Here is a 21191-nt window from a genome sequence, read left to right on the forward strand (position 1 = left end):
CATCTCTGAACAAGTCTATCATGTCTCTGCGGGGCGTTCAGAGTTACCCTGACGTTTAAGCCATTTTAATTAATCCAGGAAACTATCTTTCGTGTCACAAATCACCCTAACAACCCTGAATGCACGGTATATTCATGCATCTATGGGTTTACGATATTTATATGCCAATATGGGTGACTTACAACCTGTTACCAAACTTGTCGAATTCAATATCAATACCCGCGTTATGGATATTGCTGAGTCTCTATTACTGGACGAACCAGAGATCATTGGCATTGGAGTGTATATCTGGAACGCCAACGAATCACTTGAGCTGGTCAAGTTACTTAAGACTATTTCACCTGAAACCATTATTGTACTTGGTGGCCCTGAAGTTAGTTATGAGTTTGAGCAACAGGAATTAGTAAGTTGTGCAGATTATCTAATCACCGGTCAGGCAGATCTGGCATTTAAAGAGTTATGTAGCGATCTAAAAAATAATAAAAAACCAGTTAATAAAATAATCCACCCTCTGCCTCTTGAATTATCAGAGATTGAGCTTCCCTATGCACATTACAACGATGAAGATGTTGCTAATCGGGTTATCTATGTAGAAGCATCTAGAGGCTGCCCGTTTAAATGTGAATTTTGCCTCTCCTCTCTAGATAAAACAGTTTACCCTTTTGATCTTGATATTTTTCTAACAGAAATGGAGAAACTGTATCAACGGGGTGTACGCCACTTTAAATTTGTCGATAGAACCTTTAATCTAAAAGCCGATACCAGCATTCGTATTATGGAATTCTTTCTGAATAAAATGAACTCGGAAAACAACAACCTGTTTTTACATTTTGAGTTAATTCCAGATCATCTTCCTGAAAAATTAAAAAAAACGATCAGTCGTTTTCCTGAAGGTAGCTTACAGTTTGAAATTGGTATTCAGAGCCTTAACCCTGAAGTTCAAATGACCATTAGTAGAAAACAGAACACACAAAAAGTTAAAGACAATTTAAGCTGGATAAGAAATCACTCTAATGCACATATTCATGCAGATTTAATCATAGGTTTACCCGGTGAAAGTATAGATAGTTTTGCCACAGGTTTAAATCAGTTATATGATTTTAACCCCCACGAAATTCAGGTCGGAATATTAAAACGCCTAAAGGGCACACCAATCATACGCCATAGCATTGATTACGATATGCGATATAACCCACTACCACCCTTTAATATAGTGAGTAATAATTTAATCAGTTTTATGGATATGCAGCGCTTGAGTCGTTATGCCAGATACTGGGATTTGATTATTAATTCAGGGCGTTTTAAACATACCAAGAAAGTTATTCTTGAAGGAAATTCTTTTTATAATTTTCTTAATTTAAGTGACTGGATTTTTGGAACAACGGGTCAAACTCATAAAATCTCATTAGAGCGTTTATATTCACTTCTTTATAATGGGTTAATTAATGGACTTGAGTTTGATGAGAAACGGGTGACTGATGCTTTATTAAGTGATTATGATATATCTGGTATAAAGGGGTATCCTAAGTTTTTGGCTAATTCCAATAATGATGCTGAGGTTAAGAAAATTAAGTCTAGTCAGAGGCAGGTTAGGCATAGTGGGCTTTGATTTATTTAAATTTAACTAGTAGTTAGGGCTGCTTGAGTTTTCCACGCTAATTTCTTCATGGGAATGTGAATTCTGTTTAGTCGCCGCGCTGGCGACTTACTTTTCTTACAACAGCTTAAGAAAAGTAAGCAAAAGAACGCCGTCCTTTACTCGCTTGTTCTCATTAAAAAGCTAATGAGAATTCCCAAAAATTGTACCGAAGTCTTCCAGTAATGCTTAACCTGTCAGTTCATTGCTCTGTTGCCGGGTCGTCACGGTAAGCCGTCCTGGCTTATCGTGACTCAAAATCACATCCCTGTGATTTTGCCCCTACAGATATACAATTTTCGGCAAGCTCCAGAGGAGAGGTAAATCAAAACCGATATAAACTTCTCTTTCAAAAGAAAAATATTCTATATTGTCATTCCTGCGGAGGCAGGAATCCACTGGCTGTGAATGCATAGCAATAAATCCAGTCTGTAACTAACAACCAGCCCGCATAATCTGCTTGTGATTCTATTCTTTTGACTCATCTCCCCATTACACAAGCTGATGAGGGAGTGATTTATTTGGAGTTTTCCGCGAGGATGTCTGAGCGAATTCGCCTTTTAATTCGTGAGTTCCGCAGTGGCCAAATAAATCGGGAACGAAGAAGGTACTTTTATTTGTGTTTTTTACAAATAAAAGCTTGAGTTAAGCGGGGCGGCATTTCTTTGGTTACTTTCTTTTTGCTGCTGAAAAGAAAGTAACTCGCCAGCACGGCGACACCTCAGAAACCTAATTCCCATGAAGCAAGGGGCTTGTAGATAAACTAACAGACTGAAATCACAAAATTCACGTTCCCATAAGGAAATGAACGGGTAACACTCCGACAGGCGACACCTCAGAAATTAAATAGAAAAACTACGAATAATCCCCTTCGCACTCTGAATGAGCAACCACAAAAACAACAAAGGAAAAATAATAGTCTGCACCACAAACACAACAATTAAATTTATAACCTGATGACTCATATCAGATGCCGCCTGTTTTAAAGACTGTATTTGCTTCTCAACATCCAGGCTTTGCCTGGTTTGATCAAGCCAGACACCCACCTGACCAATTAAATCATTACTAGAATCATCAATATTTCCTCGAGTTGTTTCATTAATACTCTTTATCTGATCTGAAGCATTAACTAACTGTTCCTGCGCTTCAGTATATTGAGGCTGTAAATAATGTAGATAAAGACCTTCATTTATTAATGCAATCGTTGGAACTGAAAAACGGATAAACATCAAAATAACCAGACCTTTCTTCAAAAACGATAACGAAAGTAACTTATATTCAGCTCTGTTAAATACCCCCCATATTTTAAGTAAAAGTAATATGATAAAAATTGAAAGCATTACACTAATCAATAAAGAAGAGGTTATTTCCAGAAATAACCGTTGGACACCTAATGAAGCCCCACTAACCATTACGACCCAGGAAAAACGCTCTATCAGGTCATTAACCGGATCAAGAATCTGACCAGGAGCAAATGTTAGACCAACACCAGCTGGAGATAACGCGACTTCTGTTCCCTGTGCTACCGAAATAACACCATTTAAGCTCCTTGAAATAGCAAATACAATTAATGATCTTTCTACACCTGCCTCAGTATAGTCTTCAGCTAGCTCATCAAGCAGATTCGAATAAGACAGAAACACAATCAATATCAGGAATACCGTGAGTAAACTTTTATTTATAAAATTTTTATTCAAATCGATAGCTCTATGACAGAATCATCATCATTAGTTAATTAAAGTTAAATATTATTGCTGATCACACTCTGATCAGTATCATCGTTATAATAAATAAAACGTCATTTCCTGAGATTTTATTAAAACTGTTAACGCCAATTATGTGACGTTATCAATGTGTATAAACAGAGAAATGATTCATTTTTGACAAACACGTTACAAACTTAAACGCTACTAATATCGATTTGCCATAATTACCGACTCATATAGTACTATTTCACTTATTATGAAACTAGCCAGATTTTCTTTTATACATAAAAAAAGCCGCGTCTACTGAGGCGACTTTAAATATAATAACTAAAATATTTCAGTATTAATTTATACGATAATTCTGGTACTGGATTATTGCCTCTTCAACTTTATTGTTGAGATGCTGCATTGGCATTACCTTAATATAACCTGATTCATTGTGTTCATCGATTGCATCAGGGTGCACTCTGTACGTACCTTTTCTTATTCTAAACAGATACTTAGTGTGAGTTGGAGTATATTGTCCTGTTTCAATTACCGCTGCTGGTAAGAATGAATTTATATAGTCAGATTTAACGTCTTTAAAATATGATTTGAATTCTTTTAAGCTCACAATCACACCAAAGTCATCTACTTCACCAAGATCTCCACTGGATACTGCTTCCATAAAACGATTTTTTAATGTCATTTGATTACACCGTTAATAGTTGTTTATAAAGTAACTCTAATATTAGAAATAACAGATACACTACTTTGCTGTATTATTTCTTCAAGAAATAACAAAGCAATAGTTAGGCCAATACTAATGGCTCTTTATTTGCGTGAGTTTGAGAATTAGATACGCTTCTCTGATCTTTATAAACTTTAAACTATCTCCACCCTTATCTGGGTGATAAACGGTTATAAGCTGTCTATAAGACTGCTGGATATCTTTCCAGCTTGCTGATGATTTTAACCCGAGAGCATGTAACGAGTCTAACCGTTTATCTTTTGCATCATGCCACTCATGATAGTTTGTATAAGAGTCCCAGAAACTACTCAGTAACTCATCTACACCCTGTTCATCTGTAAGGTGGTAATTATCCCAGTTAAGAAAATAGTCACTCAGCGCATCATCTGTTGTTGTATTAGAATCTTCAACTGATAAATCCTGAGCATTTATTTTCAATTCTGGAATGAGCTCAATTTTTAAAGATGATATAAAAAGACTAAAACCTGAACCAGATAAATCTTTTCTCAATTGGTATAAAGCATTCATTACAACAAAATTTTTTCGAAAAAGCTTCATTTCACTGGTTTCATCAGGCTCTGATTTATTTAGAGCAAAACCAAGTTGTTCTAATATTTGCATTAACTTATATAAGCTTAATACATCATCTGACTGCTTTAATTCATTTAAAATTGCTAATATTAATGGGTTTTCAGTCGACATCTGAGAGATTAAATACCTGATGACAAATTTCGTTATACGCGCTCGAGTCCCACTGGCCAAGCTGAATACCAAAAATTCTTGACGGTAATTGAGTATTTAAAGCCTGGTCTATGACTTTTCTGTCAACTTCAAAACGCCCATCACTCATTATCAATATATCCGCATTTTTCCATTGACTGCTTTTCCTTCTTTCAAGGGCTTTTACTAGAACATTATTAATATCGGTACCCCCATTAATAGAGACGTTAAGAAACTCAAGTATAGACTTCCAGCCATGATCTAAATTTAATTCTAACTGAATAACTTCTTCTGGCCCACTAAAACAGAAAAGATGACAATCTCTTTTTTCTAAACGTGAAACTCTCATTGCTTCAAGTGCTATAGCTTTAGCTAATATGGCTGGCCTGCCTTTCATAGACGCAGAAGTATCTACACAAAGAATCATGGGGCCTGCATGTTTAATCGATGTTTTACCCGGTATATTAATATTTATCGAATTTGTTTCTATATTAGGAATATGCTCTGATAACAAACCTTTTACGTGATAATTCAATAACTGACGTTCAGCACGTCTTACATGCCATAGCATTTTAAATCGACTATTACCTAACATTGAAAGCTCAGAAGACAGCATTTTAGAAATATCATCACCCCGAAAAACACCTGTAATACTATTTACAGCCTGATCATCAGGTAACGCATTATCCATCTTTCTATTCTCATCTGAATATTGATTAAACCCTCTTAAATCAGTCTCGTCATAATTCCCTGATTTATTCCTGCCTATTAATTTTATGATGGATTGCAATCTTTGTGATTTTTTAATGACACGATGAACATTCACAAGTTGTTTTAAATCAGCTTCAGAAGTTATACCTTTAGATAAATCCCAACCGAGACTACGTTGCAATGCAAAATCAACATTAATATCATTCATTGATTTATATAGTGCATTATTAACAATACCTGACTTTTCATTATTATATATGTCTTGAGTTAGACTTTTATAAGATTCATTCAGCGCACTATTATCACTTGTTATTTCATCCTCAACATCATCTAACCAGTTAAGCACACTAATCAGAATATCATTTGTATAAGATTCGTTATCAAGTGAGTGTTTCAACAATGTTTTGTCGGTTAATTTATTATGAAAAGCATCAACAAGATCAGACTCAATCCATTTCTCTAGAGACTCTTTAGTTACCTGCTTCCCATTAATGAGATTATTTCTTATCTCAACTATACCGGTTGCTCTTTTTTGTAAGCTATTAGACGTAGATCCATCTATCGTTGATCTGTATTGGTGTGTAATTAATCTTTTATAGATATACTCAGGTATCTGATCAAGAACACTTAAAGATTGAAACTCTACCTTTAACATAGCAGCTTTAATTTATAGTTATTTCTTTGTGTTTTTTCTTATTCAAAGATTCATTTATGATAAGAAGTGATTGAAGACGCTGATGATAATCAACAAGTTTTGGAACCATTAGATTAATTTCATCACTGGATTTTTTAATAAACCCTCCTGATAACCATAAATGATCATTTTCAACCGTGTTAATTTTATTCTGAATCTTGATGAAGTTATCACATTCATATTTAACGTTATTTATAATATCAGTAAGTTCAGACCTCTGATTAACTATATAATCTTCCGAAAAATAATAAAGCTCTGTTAAGGCTTCAAAATCAATTCTATTCACCAGTCTGTTTTGAGTATTGTTAATATAATTTTGTACATCTACCCAACGTCCTTCTATATGACTTTGTTTAAAATTATCATCAAAAAACAATTCCTCAAGCTCGTTTAAAGTATATCCGGCCCCATTATTAGTTCGATCATTTTTATCTGGTGGCGCTAAAAAAAGCACCTCATTATCTCTTTCAGCCAGGCTAACACGCTCATGCTGCGTAGTTATCTTACCTTCAGGTGTTTTATACAGATTTTCTCCGCTTGAATTTGTTTTTTGCGTATACCTGGATTTGTCTTCATCAAGCTTACTTTCCCAAACTAATACGAGCTTCTCTATTCTTTTGGTCTGGTTATATATATCTAATTTCAACATTTCTATAAACCAGTTATTTAAATCCTCAATTTGATCAGGATGATTCCACATAAGATGGGTCAACAACACACAATCCCATACATCAATAACATCTTTATTATTGGTAAAAGCACAAACCTGTAATATTTTTAGAGCTTTACGCCAACGACGATCTGAAATATAAATGGATTTATCTGATAAGTGATTGCGTAACTTTCGTAGTAATTCATGTGATTCAGCATTCAGTTTAATGCTGTTTGAATTTGATTGAATTTCATCTACATCTGAAACACTTAATTTTTCAAAATCAAATTGACTACTTTCAGAATCTGATGATATTTCTAACAAATCATTAAATCCGTCATTTGTGACTGGTACAACCTGATAACGAAACAAAAATCGATCGAATAGAGCATCTAAGCCCTCATCATCAGGCAACTCATTACTCGCTGCGATTACGCTTATCAATGGCACATTAACTCTTACATTGCCATTATCGAATTCTCGCTCGTTTAAAATCGTTAATAAGGAGTTAAGTATTGCACTATTAGCTTTAAATATTTCATCAATGAATGCCACACTGGCATCAGGAAGATAACCTGTTGTAAGACGATGATAACGATCATCCTCAAGCGCTTTAATAGATAATGGGCCAAAAAGCTCTTCGGGAACAGAAAAGCGAGTCAATAATCGTTCGAAATAGTTTATATCTGTAAAAACATTACATAACTTACGTGCCAATTCACTTTTTGCTGTTCCTGGTGGACCTAGAAGCAGTAAATGCTCTCCACTTAATGCGGCCAGTAAAGACAGACGAACAGGAACAGAGCGCTCTATTAATGTCGACTCGATATATGAAAAAATATTTTTTAATTTTGTTTTCATTTTTAAATATACGACGCCGAATTAAAGATAAAAGTATCGCTATTAATGCTCGCCCTTAGGCTTTCTAACACCAGCAAGACGATTACCCTGCTTCTGCGGACCACCTAATGGGAATATTTTATGTAAATATCGGGTATTTCCTTTTTCTTTTCCCCAAACTTTTTTAAAATGTTTAATCATGTCTCGTACAGGTGCCTGAACATTATTCTGTTCATAGTAATCACGTATATAATTTATAATTTCCCAATGCTCGTCAGTTAACTGAAGCTCTTCAAAATCTGCACGTACCTGCACAAATTCCTCAGACCACTGATCAAGATCTAACAGGTAACCCTCACCATCTAACAATATTTCTATCCCGTCAACCACGGTTGTCTGGGTTTGCATATTTGGGTAATAAATCTTTCCGGCCATAACAATTCCTATTTAAATTCTAAATAATATTTTAATGCGCATCGGCAATAATGCCGGCCTGCACGGTATTCGCTAAACCTGTTTCACGAGCATGCTCTTCAAAACCTTTATTTTTCCAGAAGAAGGCTCCTGGCATCGTTGTTGGTACTACCATCACATAAAACATTGCTCTACTAATTAAAGATGATGCCAGTACGCTTAATACCAGTAGCACCCAGAGCGCCATTATGATGGGTGATGGACTGGTTACAAACATTAAAGACGCAACCACTAATATGTTTGTAAATAACATAGCCAGCCTTAACAAATTCGTCTTACCAAATGTTGTAACCTGCTCGTAATAAGAAACAGCCCCTTCACGTCCCTTCACATTTAAATGTTTAGCGTGAAAATAATGACCTACAGCTTCTATCATCAAACCAATAAACATAAGGCCGGCTACTAACTGCAACAAACCAGATACTGACTGATTGCCATACAGTAAAACCGGTACAAAGAACAAACCTGTAATCAAAGAACCGAGTGAAATCATATTTCCATAAAAAGCAGTAAGAACCTGCCAGTGATTCCAGAAAGGGCGTGCCTCTATTCGATATATTTTATGCATAAAATATATCGCTATCGGACCGGAAACTGCTGCTGCATATGCAAAAAACACTGAAGCCTGCCCGACTATTTCATAACCACCCATTTCTGTATATACAAGCGAAGCCAGAAAGTGAGCACCCAGACTATTAAAGAAAACAGCTATGCCCGCTACTTCACGACTCACCGGAGAATATTTAAGATTATTAAATGCTCTATAAAAACGCAATGGTTTACCTAAATGCATTGTTGATAAGAATAAAGCAATCGCCTCTAAACCAAGCATGACAAATAACATTGGTAAATAAGCAGAAGAATTGACAATTTTCTGAATAGATTCAATCCCAGCAAGATTGCCAATAAACATCAGTAAAAATGCACCTATCACAGCTTGTGATACGAGTGTAAATATAACTAGAGGATCTTCACGTGAGCGTAATTTATCCAGATTCCAACTACGCTTAATACCTTTCTTTTTATCAACAACCGGTTCAAATACACCCGTATCTATATCTTTATGATACTTAACGGCCATACTATCAGTGCGGGTCATTTCATTAGGCATATCACGTGTCTGTTGAAATCGTATATTCGGATTTGTTATATCTGTACGAGGAAAGCCAGGTATTTCAACTTTTGCCTGCTCTCTCTTTTCAGGTGTATTTTCAATAACACCAAAATTCAATGCATTACCTAAGCATGCTGATACACAAGCCGGCTTCAAGCCAACTTCAAGACGATCAACACACATATTACATTTACTAACCTGTCCTTTTACCGGATCGAGCTGAGGTGCGTTGTAAGGACAAACCCAGGTACAATAACCACAACCAAAACAGATATCTGAATCCTGTAATACCGCACCATACTCAGCAAATTTTGTATACGCACGTGTTGGGCAACCTTTTAAACAAACCGGGTCATCACAATGATTACAGGCCATTGAAATATTCAGGCGTTTAAAATCAGGATAAGTTCCACCTTCAACATAACCTACAGACCTGAATGCAATATGCGCCGGGTTATCATTCTTTTCACTACAGGCTGCTTCACATGCATGGCAACCTATACAGTTATCTGCCGTAAAATGAAAGCCATGCTGTTTATAACGATTTGGATTTTCACCCACAGCCGAATTTAAATTAATATTCAGTGATTTTCCATGAAGCTCACTAGTATGATCAACCGTTTGAATAGGTTTACCATAACAGTTGGTTTCTTTCATGGTTTCGTCATTCAGAAATGCGTATTGGGGTTCGTCGTTTCTTACCTGGAACATAATTTTTCTTCAGTCTTTTTAATTCACATTGTCATTGCCGAAAGCATGTGTCGGAAATAACGTATTTTAGTTAATATTCTCGTGCTTCAACATTACGTTTAGCTGCTTCTACCTGATCAACCAGTTCAATACGAACTGCATTTTGTTTAAATGCAGGCTGACGTGAATGTGGATCCAATAAGCCAAGTGTTAAACGATTTACGCAATCATGAAAATGAAAGGGTATAAACACCATGTCCCTGGGAATTCTCTGCGTTAACTGAACCATTACAACCGCATCACCACGGCGTGAAACACAACGTACATATGACTGATGCTCGATACCCAGTTCAGCTGCTGAATCAGGATTCATCTCCATGTATGGAGTTGGTGAAAATTTATTCTGATTGCCTATCTTTCCTGTACGAGTACGCGTATGAAAATGCTCTACTACACGACCTGAATTTAACCAGAACGGATATTCTGTATCAGGACGCTCATTATTATCTACAAACGGCAACGGAATAATTTTGGCCTTACCATCGGGATACGGAAACTTTCCATCACTGTACAGTCGCTGAGCACCTTTCTCATCACCTTCACGACAGGGCCACTGTAACCCACGATTTTTTTCAATTTTTTCGTAACTCATTCCTGAAATATCTAAATTACGATCTTTACCTTTAGATAGCTCTTTCATTTCTTCAAACATGTCTTCCGCATTATCAGAAAACTTCATTTTTAATCCATTTTCAAAACGTTTGGCTAAATTACTGAATATCCATAAATCAGGTTTTGAGTCTGCATAAGGTTTAGAGACATTTGATACTCTGTTCACTCGACGCTCTGTATTGGTAAAGCATCCTTCTTTTTCTGCCCAGATTGCAGCTGGTAAATACATATGCGCATATTGAACAGTTTCAACATCTTCATAAGCGTCCTGAATAACAAGAAAATCAAGTTTCTCCAGTGTCTTACGAATACGTGCTGTATTAGGCATAGATGTCATGGGGTTAGTTGCAACCAGCCACAGACCTTTAATTTGACCTGTTTCAATTGCAGGAAAAATATCTGTTTGTGCCAGACCTCTTTGCTTGGGTAAAAACTCAGGATCAATTCCCCAGTAATCTGCAATTTCCTGACGGTGATCTGAGTTTTCTAATGCACGATAACCGGGTAAACCTGAACATGAAGACCACTCACGTGTCCCCATTGCATTACTTTGTCCGGTAATAGATAAACTTGTTCCACCCTCTTTACCGATGTTTCCAGTAATCAGGTTTAAATTATTAATACCCACTACGCCATCTGAACCATGTGTACTCTGGTTAATGCCCATCGTCCAGATAGACATCGCCTGACCTGCTTTTGCATAAAGACGAGCAACATGACGAATTGTATCTTCATCAATGCCACAAACTTTTGAAGCTGAAACCGGATCATATTCTTCTACAATGGCAGTAAACTCCTCCATACCATTTGTATTTTTTTCTATGTAATCCATATCAGCAAGATTTTCATTGATAATGACGTGCGCTAGAGAGTTTAACAACACAACATCTGTTCCGGGGTTAATTGCCAGATGCATATCCGCAAATTGAGCCAGCATGGTCACGCGCGGGTCAACTACAATTAGAGGAAACTTTCGCTTCTCCATTGCTTCTTTTAAACGCCAGTAAATAATCGGATGTTGTTCTGGAAGGTTAGAACCAAATGCAATTAAACAATCTGTTTTTTCAAAGTCTTCATAACAACCGGGAGGACCATCAGAACCGAAAGATCGTTTATAACCGGAAACAGCTGATGCCATACAAAGCGTTGTATTGCCATCATAGTTATTAGTGCCAATAGCACCACGTGTTAATTTCCCTAAGGTATAAAATTCTTCTGTAAGAATCTGACCAGTAGACACGACAGCAAATGCGTCACGACCATATTTTTCCTGAATTGTTTTAATTTTATCTGCCATGGTATCCAGAGCTGGATCCCATTCTGTTTCTCGATACTCATCAATCGTTGAATTACGCACAATTGGTTTTTTGCCACGACCTTCTGTTTTAAATAATTCGTGTTCAAAAATTCCTTTAATACAAAGCTTGCCACGATTTACATCCGCACCACCAACACCACGCGAAGAAACCGCCTGGCCATCACCATTAATTCCTACTTCAATAGAACAACCGGTTGAACAATATCCACAGGTTGTATACTTCCATTCAACTACACCTTTATCTGCAATTTTAATGGGATTTTTTTTGTTACGGCCGAATAACATGGGTGGGAGGCTCCGAATTTAAATGAACAATACCGTTAAATCGTTAGCCCATGCTATTAACAGGGCTAACTCCTATAAAATTTATATATTTTATGTAGGAGCAATCTTTAGATCACGATCGGCGTACAAATACTTATTTTACTTCAACGAAAATACTTCCGTTTTCAATTTTAGTAGCAAAATGTCCTGTACAACCTTCATCAGGACCTAATGCTTCACCATTAGTTAAATCAATTTTCCAGTTATGTAACGGACAAGTTACAGATTGACCGTGCACAATACCCTGAGATAACTTGCCCTGCTTATGAGGGCAGGAATCTGTTACAGCAAAAACTTCATCGTTGTTATTACGGAAAACAGCAATATCTACATCACCATTTTTAACAACACGGGCACCCAATACAGGTATATCTTCTACTGATCCTACTTCTATCCAATTTGACATAATTTTTACCTTTACTCTTTCAAGTAGTGTCGAATTAGAAAACTAATTCGACCTGTTTTTATTAACCGATTACTTTTAATGGAGTGAACTCATGCGCATCAACGCCTTTAGTTGAACGTTCAGTCCATGGATCTTCCTGAGATCGAGTAATTTCCTGTGAGAACTTAAATCTTTCAGCAAGTTCTTTACGTTTTTCAGCATCATCAACGATGCTTTCTTTAACGTAAGTAAAACCAACTCGTTCAATCCAGGGAGCAGTACGTTCCAGATAACGTGCTTCTTCACGATATATCTGACAGAAAGCTGCTGCGTACTCTAATACTTCTTCTTCAGTATCAACCCTGGTTAATAAATCAGTTACGCGTACATGAATACCGCCATTACCACCGATATGTAATTCGTAACCTGAATCAACACAAACCACACCGAAATCTTTAATCGTTGCTTCTGCACAGTTACGAGGACAACCAGATGCTGCCATCTTAAATTTATGAGGCATCCAGGAACCCCAGCTTAATTGCTCAAGCTTGATACCAATACCAGTTGAATCCTGCGTACCAAAACGACACCAGTCTTTACCAACACAGGTTTTAACTGTACGTAAAGCTTTACCATATGCATGACCTGAAACCAGGCCTTCATCATTTAAATCTTTCCAGATTAAAGGCAGCTCTTCTTTCTTAACACCGTATAAACCAATACGTTGACCACCGGTTACGTGAACCGTATCTAAATCAAATTTTTCAGCAACATTTGCAATCGCACGTAACTCTTTAGGTGTAGTCATACCACCCCACATACGTGGAATAACTGAGTAGGTACCATCTTTCTGAATGTTTGCGTGAGCACGCTCATTAATGAAGCGTGACTGGTAATCATCTTTCGATTCTTCAGGCCATGAACTTATTACATAATAGTTAACCGACATACGACAGGCCGCACAGCCATCATCATTTTTCCAGTTAAGCTTTTTGTAAACATCACTAATTGAAGTTAGTTTCTGTTTGCGAATCTGTTCACGCACATAATCATGAGTATGATCAGTACAACCACAAATTGGTTTAGCCTCAGGTGCTGCATAATCACCACCTAAGGTTGTTTCTAATATTTGTTCAACTAAACCGGTACATGAACCACAAGAAGAAGATGCTTTTGTATGAGCACGAACATCATCTAATGTGAATAAACCTTTAACCGTAATTGCGTTAACAACATCACCTTTAGTAACACCATTACAACCACAAATTTCAGCATCATCAGACATGTTAGCAACAACGTTACCACCGTGACCTGAATCTCCCAGGTGACCCTGCCCAAACATTAATGCATCACGAATATCAGTGATATTTGTACCTTCACGCATTAACTGGAAGTACCATGAACCATCAATCGTATCGCCATATAAAACTGCACCAAGAATTTTTTCATCTTTGATTACAATCTTTTTATAAACACCACGACTTGCATCACGTACTACTATATCTTCTGTTGTTTCATCACCGATGAAATCACCCGCAGAAAACAAATCAATACCCGTAACTTTTAATTTTGTAGAAGTGACTGTACCGGTGTAAATACCAATACCGTATTCAGCAAGATGGTTTGCACAAACCTTAGCCATTTCGAACAATGGAGCAACTAAACCATAAACCATGCCACGGTGCTCAATACACTCACCAATCGCATAAATTTTTGGGTCATAAGTTTGTAATGTATCGTTAACAACAATACCGCGTTCACAATGCAAACCAATTTGTTTAGCCAGTTCTATGTTAGGGCGAATACCCACTGCCATTACAATTAAATCTGTTTCAATTTCAGTGCCATCAGCAAAAACTATTTTCTCTACTTTGCCATCACCCTGAATTTCAGAAGTAGAAGTTTTCATTCTAAACTTCATACCCTGCTCTTCTAATGAGTTCTTTAACATCTCACCAGAAATATCATCCATCTGGCGTTCCATTAACCAGTCCATTAAATGAATAACAGTTACATCCATACCCTGCTTCATTAAACCGTTTGCCGCTTCTAAACCTAAAAGACCACCACCAATGACAACAGCACGTTTTTTAGATTTAGACACATCAATCATCGTGTCTACATCTTTTATGTCACGGAAGCCGATAACACCGGGAAGATCATGACCGGGAACAGGAATAATAAATGGATCTGAACCGGTTGAAATCAATAAACGATCATACTCAACCGTTGTGCCATCATCAGCAGTAACCGTACAGGCTTTACGGTCTACATCAGTAACCTTCACACCTTTATGTAAAGTGATGTTGTTTTCTTCATACCATGGCAAATCATTCAACATGATTTCATCAATTTCTTTTTCCCCACATAAAACAGGAGATAAAAGGATACGGTTATAATTTCCGTAAGGCTCCGCACCAAATACAGTTATCTCATATTTGTCTGGTGCAATTTCCAGCAGTTCTTCAACGGTACGCATACCCGCCATACCATTACCAATAACGACTAGTTTTTCTTTCATGTGCTGACTCCATAGATGGGGCAAATTTGTAATTGCTTGTGATAATGCACATTACATGCCAAATTCACCATTAGACGTTTAACCTATTGTTTTATATAGATTATGTATAATTTACTTCATTAACATTAACATTCAATAGGCCATATGCGCACCAAGTTAGTGCGTCGCACCTGCATGTGACATATAATTAAGCACTAATATTGTACTCGGTATTAAAAACATAAGCTCTAAAGCGCTTAACATATGAACAATAAAAGACTTGCACCAAAAAAATGCCAAACGATTAAGGCGTAAAATAAAACCCTTATATTTTGCACCTTTAATGTGCAAATCTCAGCTTATAATATCCTTTAAATTCACTATCTATTTGAATTTATTAGCAAAATTATAACTGGTATTAACATTGCTTAAACAACAACAAATTAAAACTTTCAGGACAATTTGCAAATGAGCGCTTCTAACGGCATCAAGATATTATCATTCAGCGGCAATACACGGATATTACACTTATCATGGATTGCATTTTTTATTACGTTTGTAATCTGGTTCAACCACGCCCCACTACTGGCTGCAATGCGAGAAACAATGGGACTGACCGACCAGCAGATTAAAACCCTGTTAATACTAAACGTCGCATTAACCATACCCGCACGAATAATTATTGGAATGCTTGTCGACAGCTTTGGGCCGAAACGTATTTATTCCTTCCTGTTAATGGTATCCGCCCTGCTCTGTTTTGGTTTTGCTGCAGCTCAAAATTTTGAACAACTGGCTATTATGCGTTTCTTACTCGGTTTTTCCGGTGCGGGTTTTGTAATTGGTATTCGTATGATTTCTGAATGGTACCCGGCTCGTCAGGCTGGTATTGCTCAGGGCATATATGGTGGCTGGGGCAACTTTGGCTCGGCCGGTGCAGCTATAAGCCTTCCAACCATTGCATTATTATTCGGCGGTGATGATGGATGGCGTTATGCTGTTGCCAGCACAGGCGTTCTGGCGTTTGTATATTCATTTATCTACTACTTCAGTACACACGATACACCCAAAGGCTCCACCTACTTTAAACCGAAAAAAAGTGGTGCACTGGAGATTTCAAGTAAAAAAGATTTCGTTTTATATCTGATAATGAATATCCCCATGTATGCAGCACTTGCTGTTCTTACCTGGAAATTAAGCCCATCTAATATCAATATGCTGGAAGCCGGTGTAACAAATACTATTTACATCATATTAGCCTCTCTATACCTGTTTCAGGCATTTCGTATGTATCAGGTAAACGCACATGTATTTAAAACCGAAGTACCAGAAATTGAGCGTTATGAGTTTAGTCAGGTAGCCGTGCTTAACCTTGCTTATATGGTTACCTTTGGTTCCGAACTCGCTATTATTTCAATGTTGCCTTTGTTCTTTATGGATACATTTAATCTATCACCAGCAGGTGCCGGTCTGGTTGCTTCCATATTTGCAGGTCTTAATCTAATTATGCGTCCTGCAGGCGGCTGGATTTCAGACAAGTTTGGCCGTAAACGCAGTCTGGTTGTCATTATGTTTGGCCTGATACTCGGTTATGCAATGATGAGCCAGATAGATGCAAGCTGGTCTTTACCAATGGCTATTGTCGTCACTATTTTCTGCTCACTATTCGTTAATGCAGGTAATGGTGCTGTATTTGCAGTTGTTCCATTAATCAAACGTCGCCTTACCGGGCAAATAGCCGGTATGACAGGTGCTTACGGTAATGTAGGTGGTGTAACCTTTCTGACTGTACTGTCATTTGTATCTTCCGAAATATTCTTTCTAGTTATTGGAGGAGCAGCTATCTTTGTTTTCCTTGCAACTGTATTAATACTGAAAGAGCCCTCTAACAAAATGACAGAAGTACTACCGGATGGAACAGTTCAGGTAATTGAGACTTAAAGGCATGCTGTTTACGGGGCATCTCCATCGGGGATAGTCCGCTGCTTTTTAGCGCTCTGTCTCCTTATTGATTCCATAGAAATCATACGGTGCCGTTTATCACACTGCCAGGCTGAGCGAAATCATCACAGGGATCAGAGCCGTAAAAACCGGCTCTGATCCCGAGCAAATGAACCTGCATAAACAATAAAATCCCAGTAATATACAATCTTAACGAGACAACAAAAATAACAGCATGACCAACCAACTAAAAATAAATGTAGCCCAAAGCTCGGATGCAGGCATAAAAGACCATAATGAAGACTCTTATGGCATTGTCACTCCTGAGGGCCAACTGCTTGAAAACAAGGGCATTAGTGCAATTGTTGCAGATGGCATGGGTAGCTGCGCCTTTCCCAAAGAAGCGTCTGAATATGTTGTAAAAGGTTTTTTTAGTGATTACTACAGCACACCCGAGAGCTGGACGGTTAAAACATCAGGCGCAAAAGTGCTTACTGCTTTAAATAGCTGGCTCTATGGCAAAAGCACCGATGAACATGCAAAAGCCTATGTATCTACGTTTTCTGCTTTGGTCATCAAATCAACTACTGCACATATCTTACATATTGGCGATAGCCGTATTTACCGTCTTCGTGATGGCAATATCGAACAACTCACAAATGATCATCGAATCTGGATTACCAAAGAAAAAAATTACCTGAGCCGCGCAATGGGTGTAGACCTACACCTTGATATCGACTACAAAACGGTTGATCTTGAAGTTGATGATGTATTTGTAATGACAACAGATGGTATTCACGACTACATGCAGGACCAGCAAATTAAAGACGTTGTTAGCCAGTCTGCAAATATGAATGTATTAGCCGATAAAGTAATTAGCACAGCTCTTTCCCAGGGCAGCCATGACAATGTCACCTGTCAGATCATCCATATTGAACAGCTACCAAATCAGCAGGCCAACGAAGTTATAAATGACCTGATACGCCTGCCGTTTCCACCCGACCTGTCACCCGGTATGATCATAGATGGCTATAAAGTCATTAAAGACTTTCATTCCAGCTCAACTTCCCAACTTTATCTGGTAGAAGATACGGAAACAGAGAAAACAATGCTGATGAAAACACCATCAGTTAACTATGATGACGACCCATCTTATATTGATCGTTTTCACATGGAAGAATGGGCGGGTAAGCGGGTTTATAACCCGAATGTAATGATCACTTACGAACAGAAACGCAAACGAAGTTGTCAGTATTTTTTAATAGAGCATGTTGAAGGCATTACATTAGCCGAATGGATTACGCAAAACCCGAACCCGGATATTAAACAGGTTACAAAAATCATTGACCAGTTAATTCATGGGTTACGTGGACTGCATCGCCTTGAAATGTTACATCGCGATCTCAAACCAGATAATATAATGATCAAGGAAGATGGAAGCATAAAGATAATAGATCTGGGCGCTGTTAAAGTCGCTGGTATTCAGGAGATTTCTTCACCTGTTGAGCGCCTTGAACTACTCGGCACAAAAAACTACACCGCACCAGAATACCTGATGGGCGTAGCCGGGTCTAACAAATCAGACCTGTTTTCACTGGGTGTTATCGCATACGAAATACTCACGGGAAAACTTCCCTATGGAGATCAGTCAGATAAAAACATCGACTGGCGATCTATAAGCAAAATCAGATATACCTCCTCCCTGAAACACAATCCCATGATTCCATTATGGCTTGATGGCGCCATTGAGAAAGCAGTACGTATTGACCACAGATTACGCTATGACAGCTTCTCAGAATTTTATCACGACCTGACACACCCTAATGAGTCATTTATGAAACACAGCCTTCCTCTGGCTGAAAAAGACCCGTTAATATTCTGGCGTTCTATTTCTGTTATTCTATTAATTAGCAATTTGATTCTGCTTTACTTATTTATAAAATAAAAAAACACATAAATTCAAGCACATATAGAATATTGTACTAAACTAAAATATAACTTTATGATTACTGTGTGTTTAATGTGCCTCAAGAAAACAGAACCGCTACAAACGTAATCGATTTTAGAAGAGAACTTAAGGACAGAGAATCTGAAATTGAATTACTACAGGATACTTTTCGACTTGTAGCAAGCGAACTTAATCTCGAAAAAGTATTTGATACTGTCGCAAAACGTGCAATCCACCTGGTTCGCGCTGAGACATTATTAATCCCCATTCTCGACAATAACAATGAAACTTACACCTATCGTGCTGGTGCAGGAAAAAATACCGAAGAAATAGTGGGCGAAGCACTGCCTCTTGATTTTGGCGTATGTGGCTGGGTATGGAAAAATAAAAAACCCTGGTGGCGCGGCATGCTTGATGAACTTGATGAAAAAGAAAGAAACCAGTGGGAAAAGGAAGCAGGCACGTTAATACTTGTGCCTTTACAGGGTAGAAGACATTTTCTTGGTGGTATTGCAGCCATCAATAAACAGGACGGGCTTGAATTTACACAACGTGACCTGAACATGTTATCCATGTTTGCAGGAATTGTAAGCATAGCAATCGAAAATGCACTAGCTGTAAAAGAGCTTGAAGAAACACACCAGGCATTAATCACACATCAACACAGACTGGAAAGACTCAATAAACAATATTCTGAATCGAATAAAAAAGTAGAGCAGTTATCACTGTACGACCCATTAACCGGCTTGCCAAATCGCACACTTTTAAGAGACCGGATAAACAGGCAGTTATCTCTGTCCACTAGTGAAAATGATGTTACAAGTGTGTTATTAATAGACATTAACAACTTTAAATCCATTAATGATGCATTAGGCCATGATAAAGGTGACCAGATACTCATTGAATTTTGCAAACGTATAAAAAAACACCTTAGACTTAATGAAACGCTAGGCCGTCTGGGCAGTGATGAATTCATTCTCCTGCTACCCTATACTTCACATAAAAAAACAGTAAATCGCACCAATAAAATATTAAAGGAAATGGAATCTCCTTATATTATTGACAATAAAGACTTCAACGTAGATGCCAGTATTGGAATAAGTTCTTTTCCTGAACATGGTGAAGACAGAAAAACTTTATTAAGGCATGCCGATATTGCTTTAAATATCGCAAAAGAAAGACATAGTAAATATCATATTTTTAATGATCAGGAAGATGAAGCAGATGAAAGCCAGATAAACCTCTCTGTTGATCTAAACAACGCCTTTAAAGAAAAACAGTTTGAACTATATTATCAACCAAAAATTGATATTAAATCTAACACAATAATGTCCGCTGAAGCCCTTGGCAGATGGACACACCCTGAAAGAGGTTTCATATCTCCAGTTGTATTCATTGAAGCACTGGAACAATATAATTTAATTGATAAATACACCTATGACGCAATTGAGTGCGCTGCTGAAAGCATTAACCAGTGGAGCAAAGATGGGCATAATTTAAAAATTGCTATTAATATTTCAACTCAGACATTAATGGATCCGGACTTTGTTAATCAGGTCAGGAATAGAATTAGCGATTTTTCCATTAGCCGACGATTAATATTTGAAATAACAGAAAGTCTTTTCTTATCTGATCACGATTATATATTTGACACCCTCACCCGTTTACGCTCAATGGGAATAGAATTATCAATTGATGACTTTGGAACAGGTTACTCTTCACTAAGCCGTTTAAAACGATTACCCGTAAATGAATTAAAAATCGATCAGTCTTTTATCAGAGATATGATTGATAATTTTGATGATCAGATAATCGTAAAATCAATTATAGATCTAGCACACAACCTTGGCTTGTCGGTTGTTGCAGAAGGCGTAGAAACTCAGGAAATATTAGATCACCTGAATAAACTTGGCTGCGATATTGCGCAGGGTTATTTAATTGCTAAACCTATGCCAGCTAAAGAATTTGAAAAATTCATTAAAAACTATAAATAATAATTTTATTTTATAAAATAACTTATAACCCATATGAATGATTTAAATATTACAGTTTCTCTGTATTATAGGAGAGCTTTGAAATGTGCGAATAAAACAAATTCTTTACGTACTTTCACTATACGGAACTAATCAGATTCCGAAC

The 21191-nt window shown here is 37.3% G+C and carries 14 protein-coding genes; 4 read left to right on the plus strand and 10 right to left on the minus strand.

Going from position 1 to position 21191, the window contains the following annotated elements; all coding sequences use genetic code 11:
- Positions 1 to 91 precede the first annotated feature (91 nt).
- Complete coding sequence (locus DIZ80_17160; protein RDH80755.1) at positions 92 to 1609, plus strand: B12-binding domain-containing radical SAM protein; 1518 nt, start codon at positions 92 to 94, stop codon at positions 1607 to 1609.
- An 869-nt stretch (positions 1610 to 2478) separates the two neighbouring features.
- Here the strand turns inward: DIZ80_17160 and DIZ80_17165 are convergent.
- The 10 genes from DIZ80_17165 to DIZ80_17210 form a co-directional block, all read right to left on the minus strand.
- Positions 2479 to 3333: a hypothetical protein gene (locus DIZ80_17165; GenBank protein ID RDH80756.1), complete on the minus strand. Its 855-nt coding sequence runs from the start codon at positions 3331 to 3333 to the stop codon at positions 2479 to 2481.
- Positions 3334 to 3685: 352 nt separating this feature from the next.
- Positions 3686 to 4030, minus strand: coding sequence for a hypothetical protein (locus tag DIZ80_17170; GenBank protein ID RDH80757.1), 345 nt, complete (start codon positions 4028 to 4030; stop codon positions 3686 to 3688).
- Between the two features lie 114 nt (positions 4031 to 4144).
- Complete coding sequence (locus tag DIZ80_17175) at positions 4145 to 4774, minus strand: hypothetical protein (protein ID RDH80758.1); 630 nt, start codon at positions 4772 to 4774, stop codon at positions 4145 to 4147.
- The gene (locus tag DIZ80_17180; GenBank protein RDH80759.1) at positions 4764 to 6158 is read right to left on the minus strand and encodes a hypothetical protein; all 1395 of its coding nucleotides are present in this window, start codon (positions 6156 to 6158) and stop codon (positions 4764 to 4766) included. Before DIZ80_17180 ends, DIZ80_17175 begins: the two co-directional genes overlap by 11 nt.
- A 7-nt stretch (positions 6159 to 6165) precedes the next feature.
- Positions 6166 to 7710 carry an ATPase gene (locus DIZ80_17185; GenBank protein RDH80760.1) on the minus strand — a complete coding sequence of 515 codons (1545 nt, stop codon included), beginning with the start codon at positions 7708 to 7710 and terminating at the stop codon, positions 6166 to 6168.
- A 42-nt stretch (positions 7711 to 7752) separates the two neighbouring features.
- Entirely contained in the window at positions 7753 to 8097 is a 345-nt protein-coding gene (locus DIZ80_17190) for a sulfur relay protein DsrC (GenBank protein ID RDH80821.1), read from the minus strand.
- 58 nt (positions 8098 to 8155) lie between these two features.
- On the minus strand, positions 8156 to 9988 hold the full coding sequence (locus DIZ80_17195) for an aspartate carbamoyltransferase (protein RDH80761.1): 1833 nt from the start codon (positions 9986 to 9988) through the stop codon (positions 8156 to 8158).
- A gap of 70 nt (positions 9989 to 10058) precedes the next feature.
- Positions 10059 to 12242 carry a nitrate reductase catalytic subunit gene (locus DIZ80_17200; GenBank protein ID RDH80762.1) on the minus strand — a complete coding sequence of 728 codons (2184 nt, stop codon included), beginning with the start codon at positions 12240 to 12242 and terminating at the stop codon, positions 10059 to 10061.
- Positions 12243 to 12375: 133 nt separating this feature from the next.
- Complete coding sequence (nirD, locus tag DIZ80_17205) at positions 12376 to 12687, minus strand: nitrite reductase (NAD(P)H) small subunit (GenBank protein ID RDH80763.1); 312 nt, start codon at positions 12685 to 12687, stop codon at positions 12376 to 12378.
- Between the two features lie 61 nt (positions 12688 to 12748).
- Positions 12749 to 15187: a nitrite reductase large subunit gene (locus DIZ80_17210; GenBank protein RDH80764.1), complete on the minus strand. Its 2439-nt coding sequence runs from the start codon at positions 15185 to 15187 to the stop codon at positions 12749 to 12751.
- Positions 15188 to 15634: 447 nt separating this feature from the next.
- On the opposite strand from DIZ80_17210, the gene DIZ80_17215 reads away from it, so the two are divergent.
- The 3 genes from DIZ80_17215 to DIZ80_17225 all read left to right on the plus strand — a co-directional run bounded on the left by DIZ80_17215 (position 15635) and on the right by DIZ80_17225 (position 21046).
- Entirely contained in the window at positions 15635 to 17104 is a 1470-nt protein-coding gene (locus tag DIZ80_17215; GenBank protein RDH80765.1) for an MFS transporter, read from the plus strand.
- Positions 17105 to 17339: 235 nt separating this feature from the next.
- On the plus strand, positions 17340 to 19049 hold the full coding sequence (locus tag DIZ80_17220) for a protein kinase (protein RDH80766.1): 1710 nt from the start codon (positions 17340 to 17342) through the stop codon (positions 19047 to 19049).
- Between the two features lie 68 nt (positions 19050 to 19117).
- The gene (locus DIZ80_17225; GenBank protein ID RDH80767.1) at positions 19118 to 21046 is read left to right on the plus strand and encodes a hypothetical protein; all 1929 of its coding nucleotides are present in this window, start codon (positions 19118 to 19120) and stop codon (positions 21044 to 21046) included.
- Positions 21047 to 21191: the final 145 nt, after the last annotated feature.

The organism is endosymbiont of Galathealinum brachiosum (assembly GCA_003349885.1).
Taxonomy (GTDB): Bacteria; Pseudomonadota; Gammaproteobacteria; order SZUA-229; family SZUA-229; genus SZUA-229.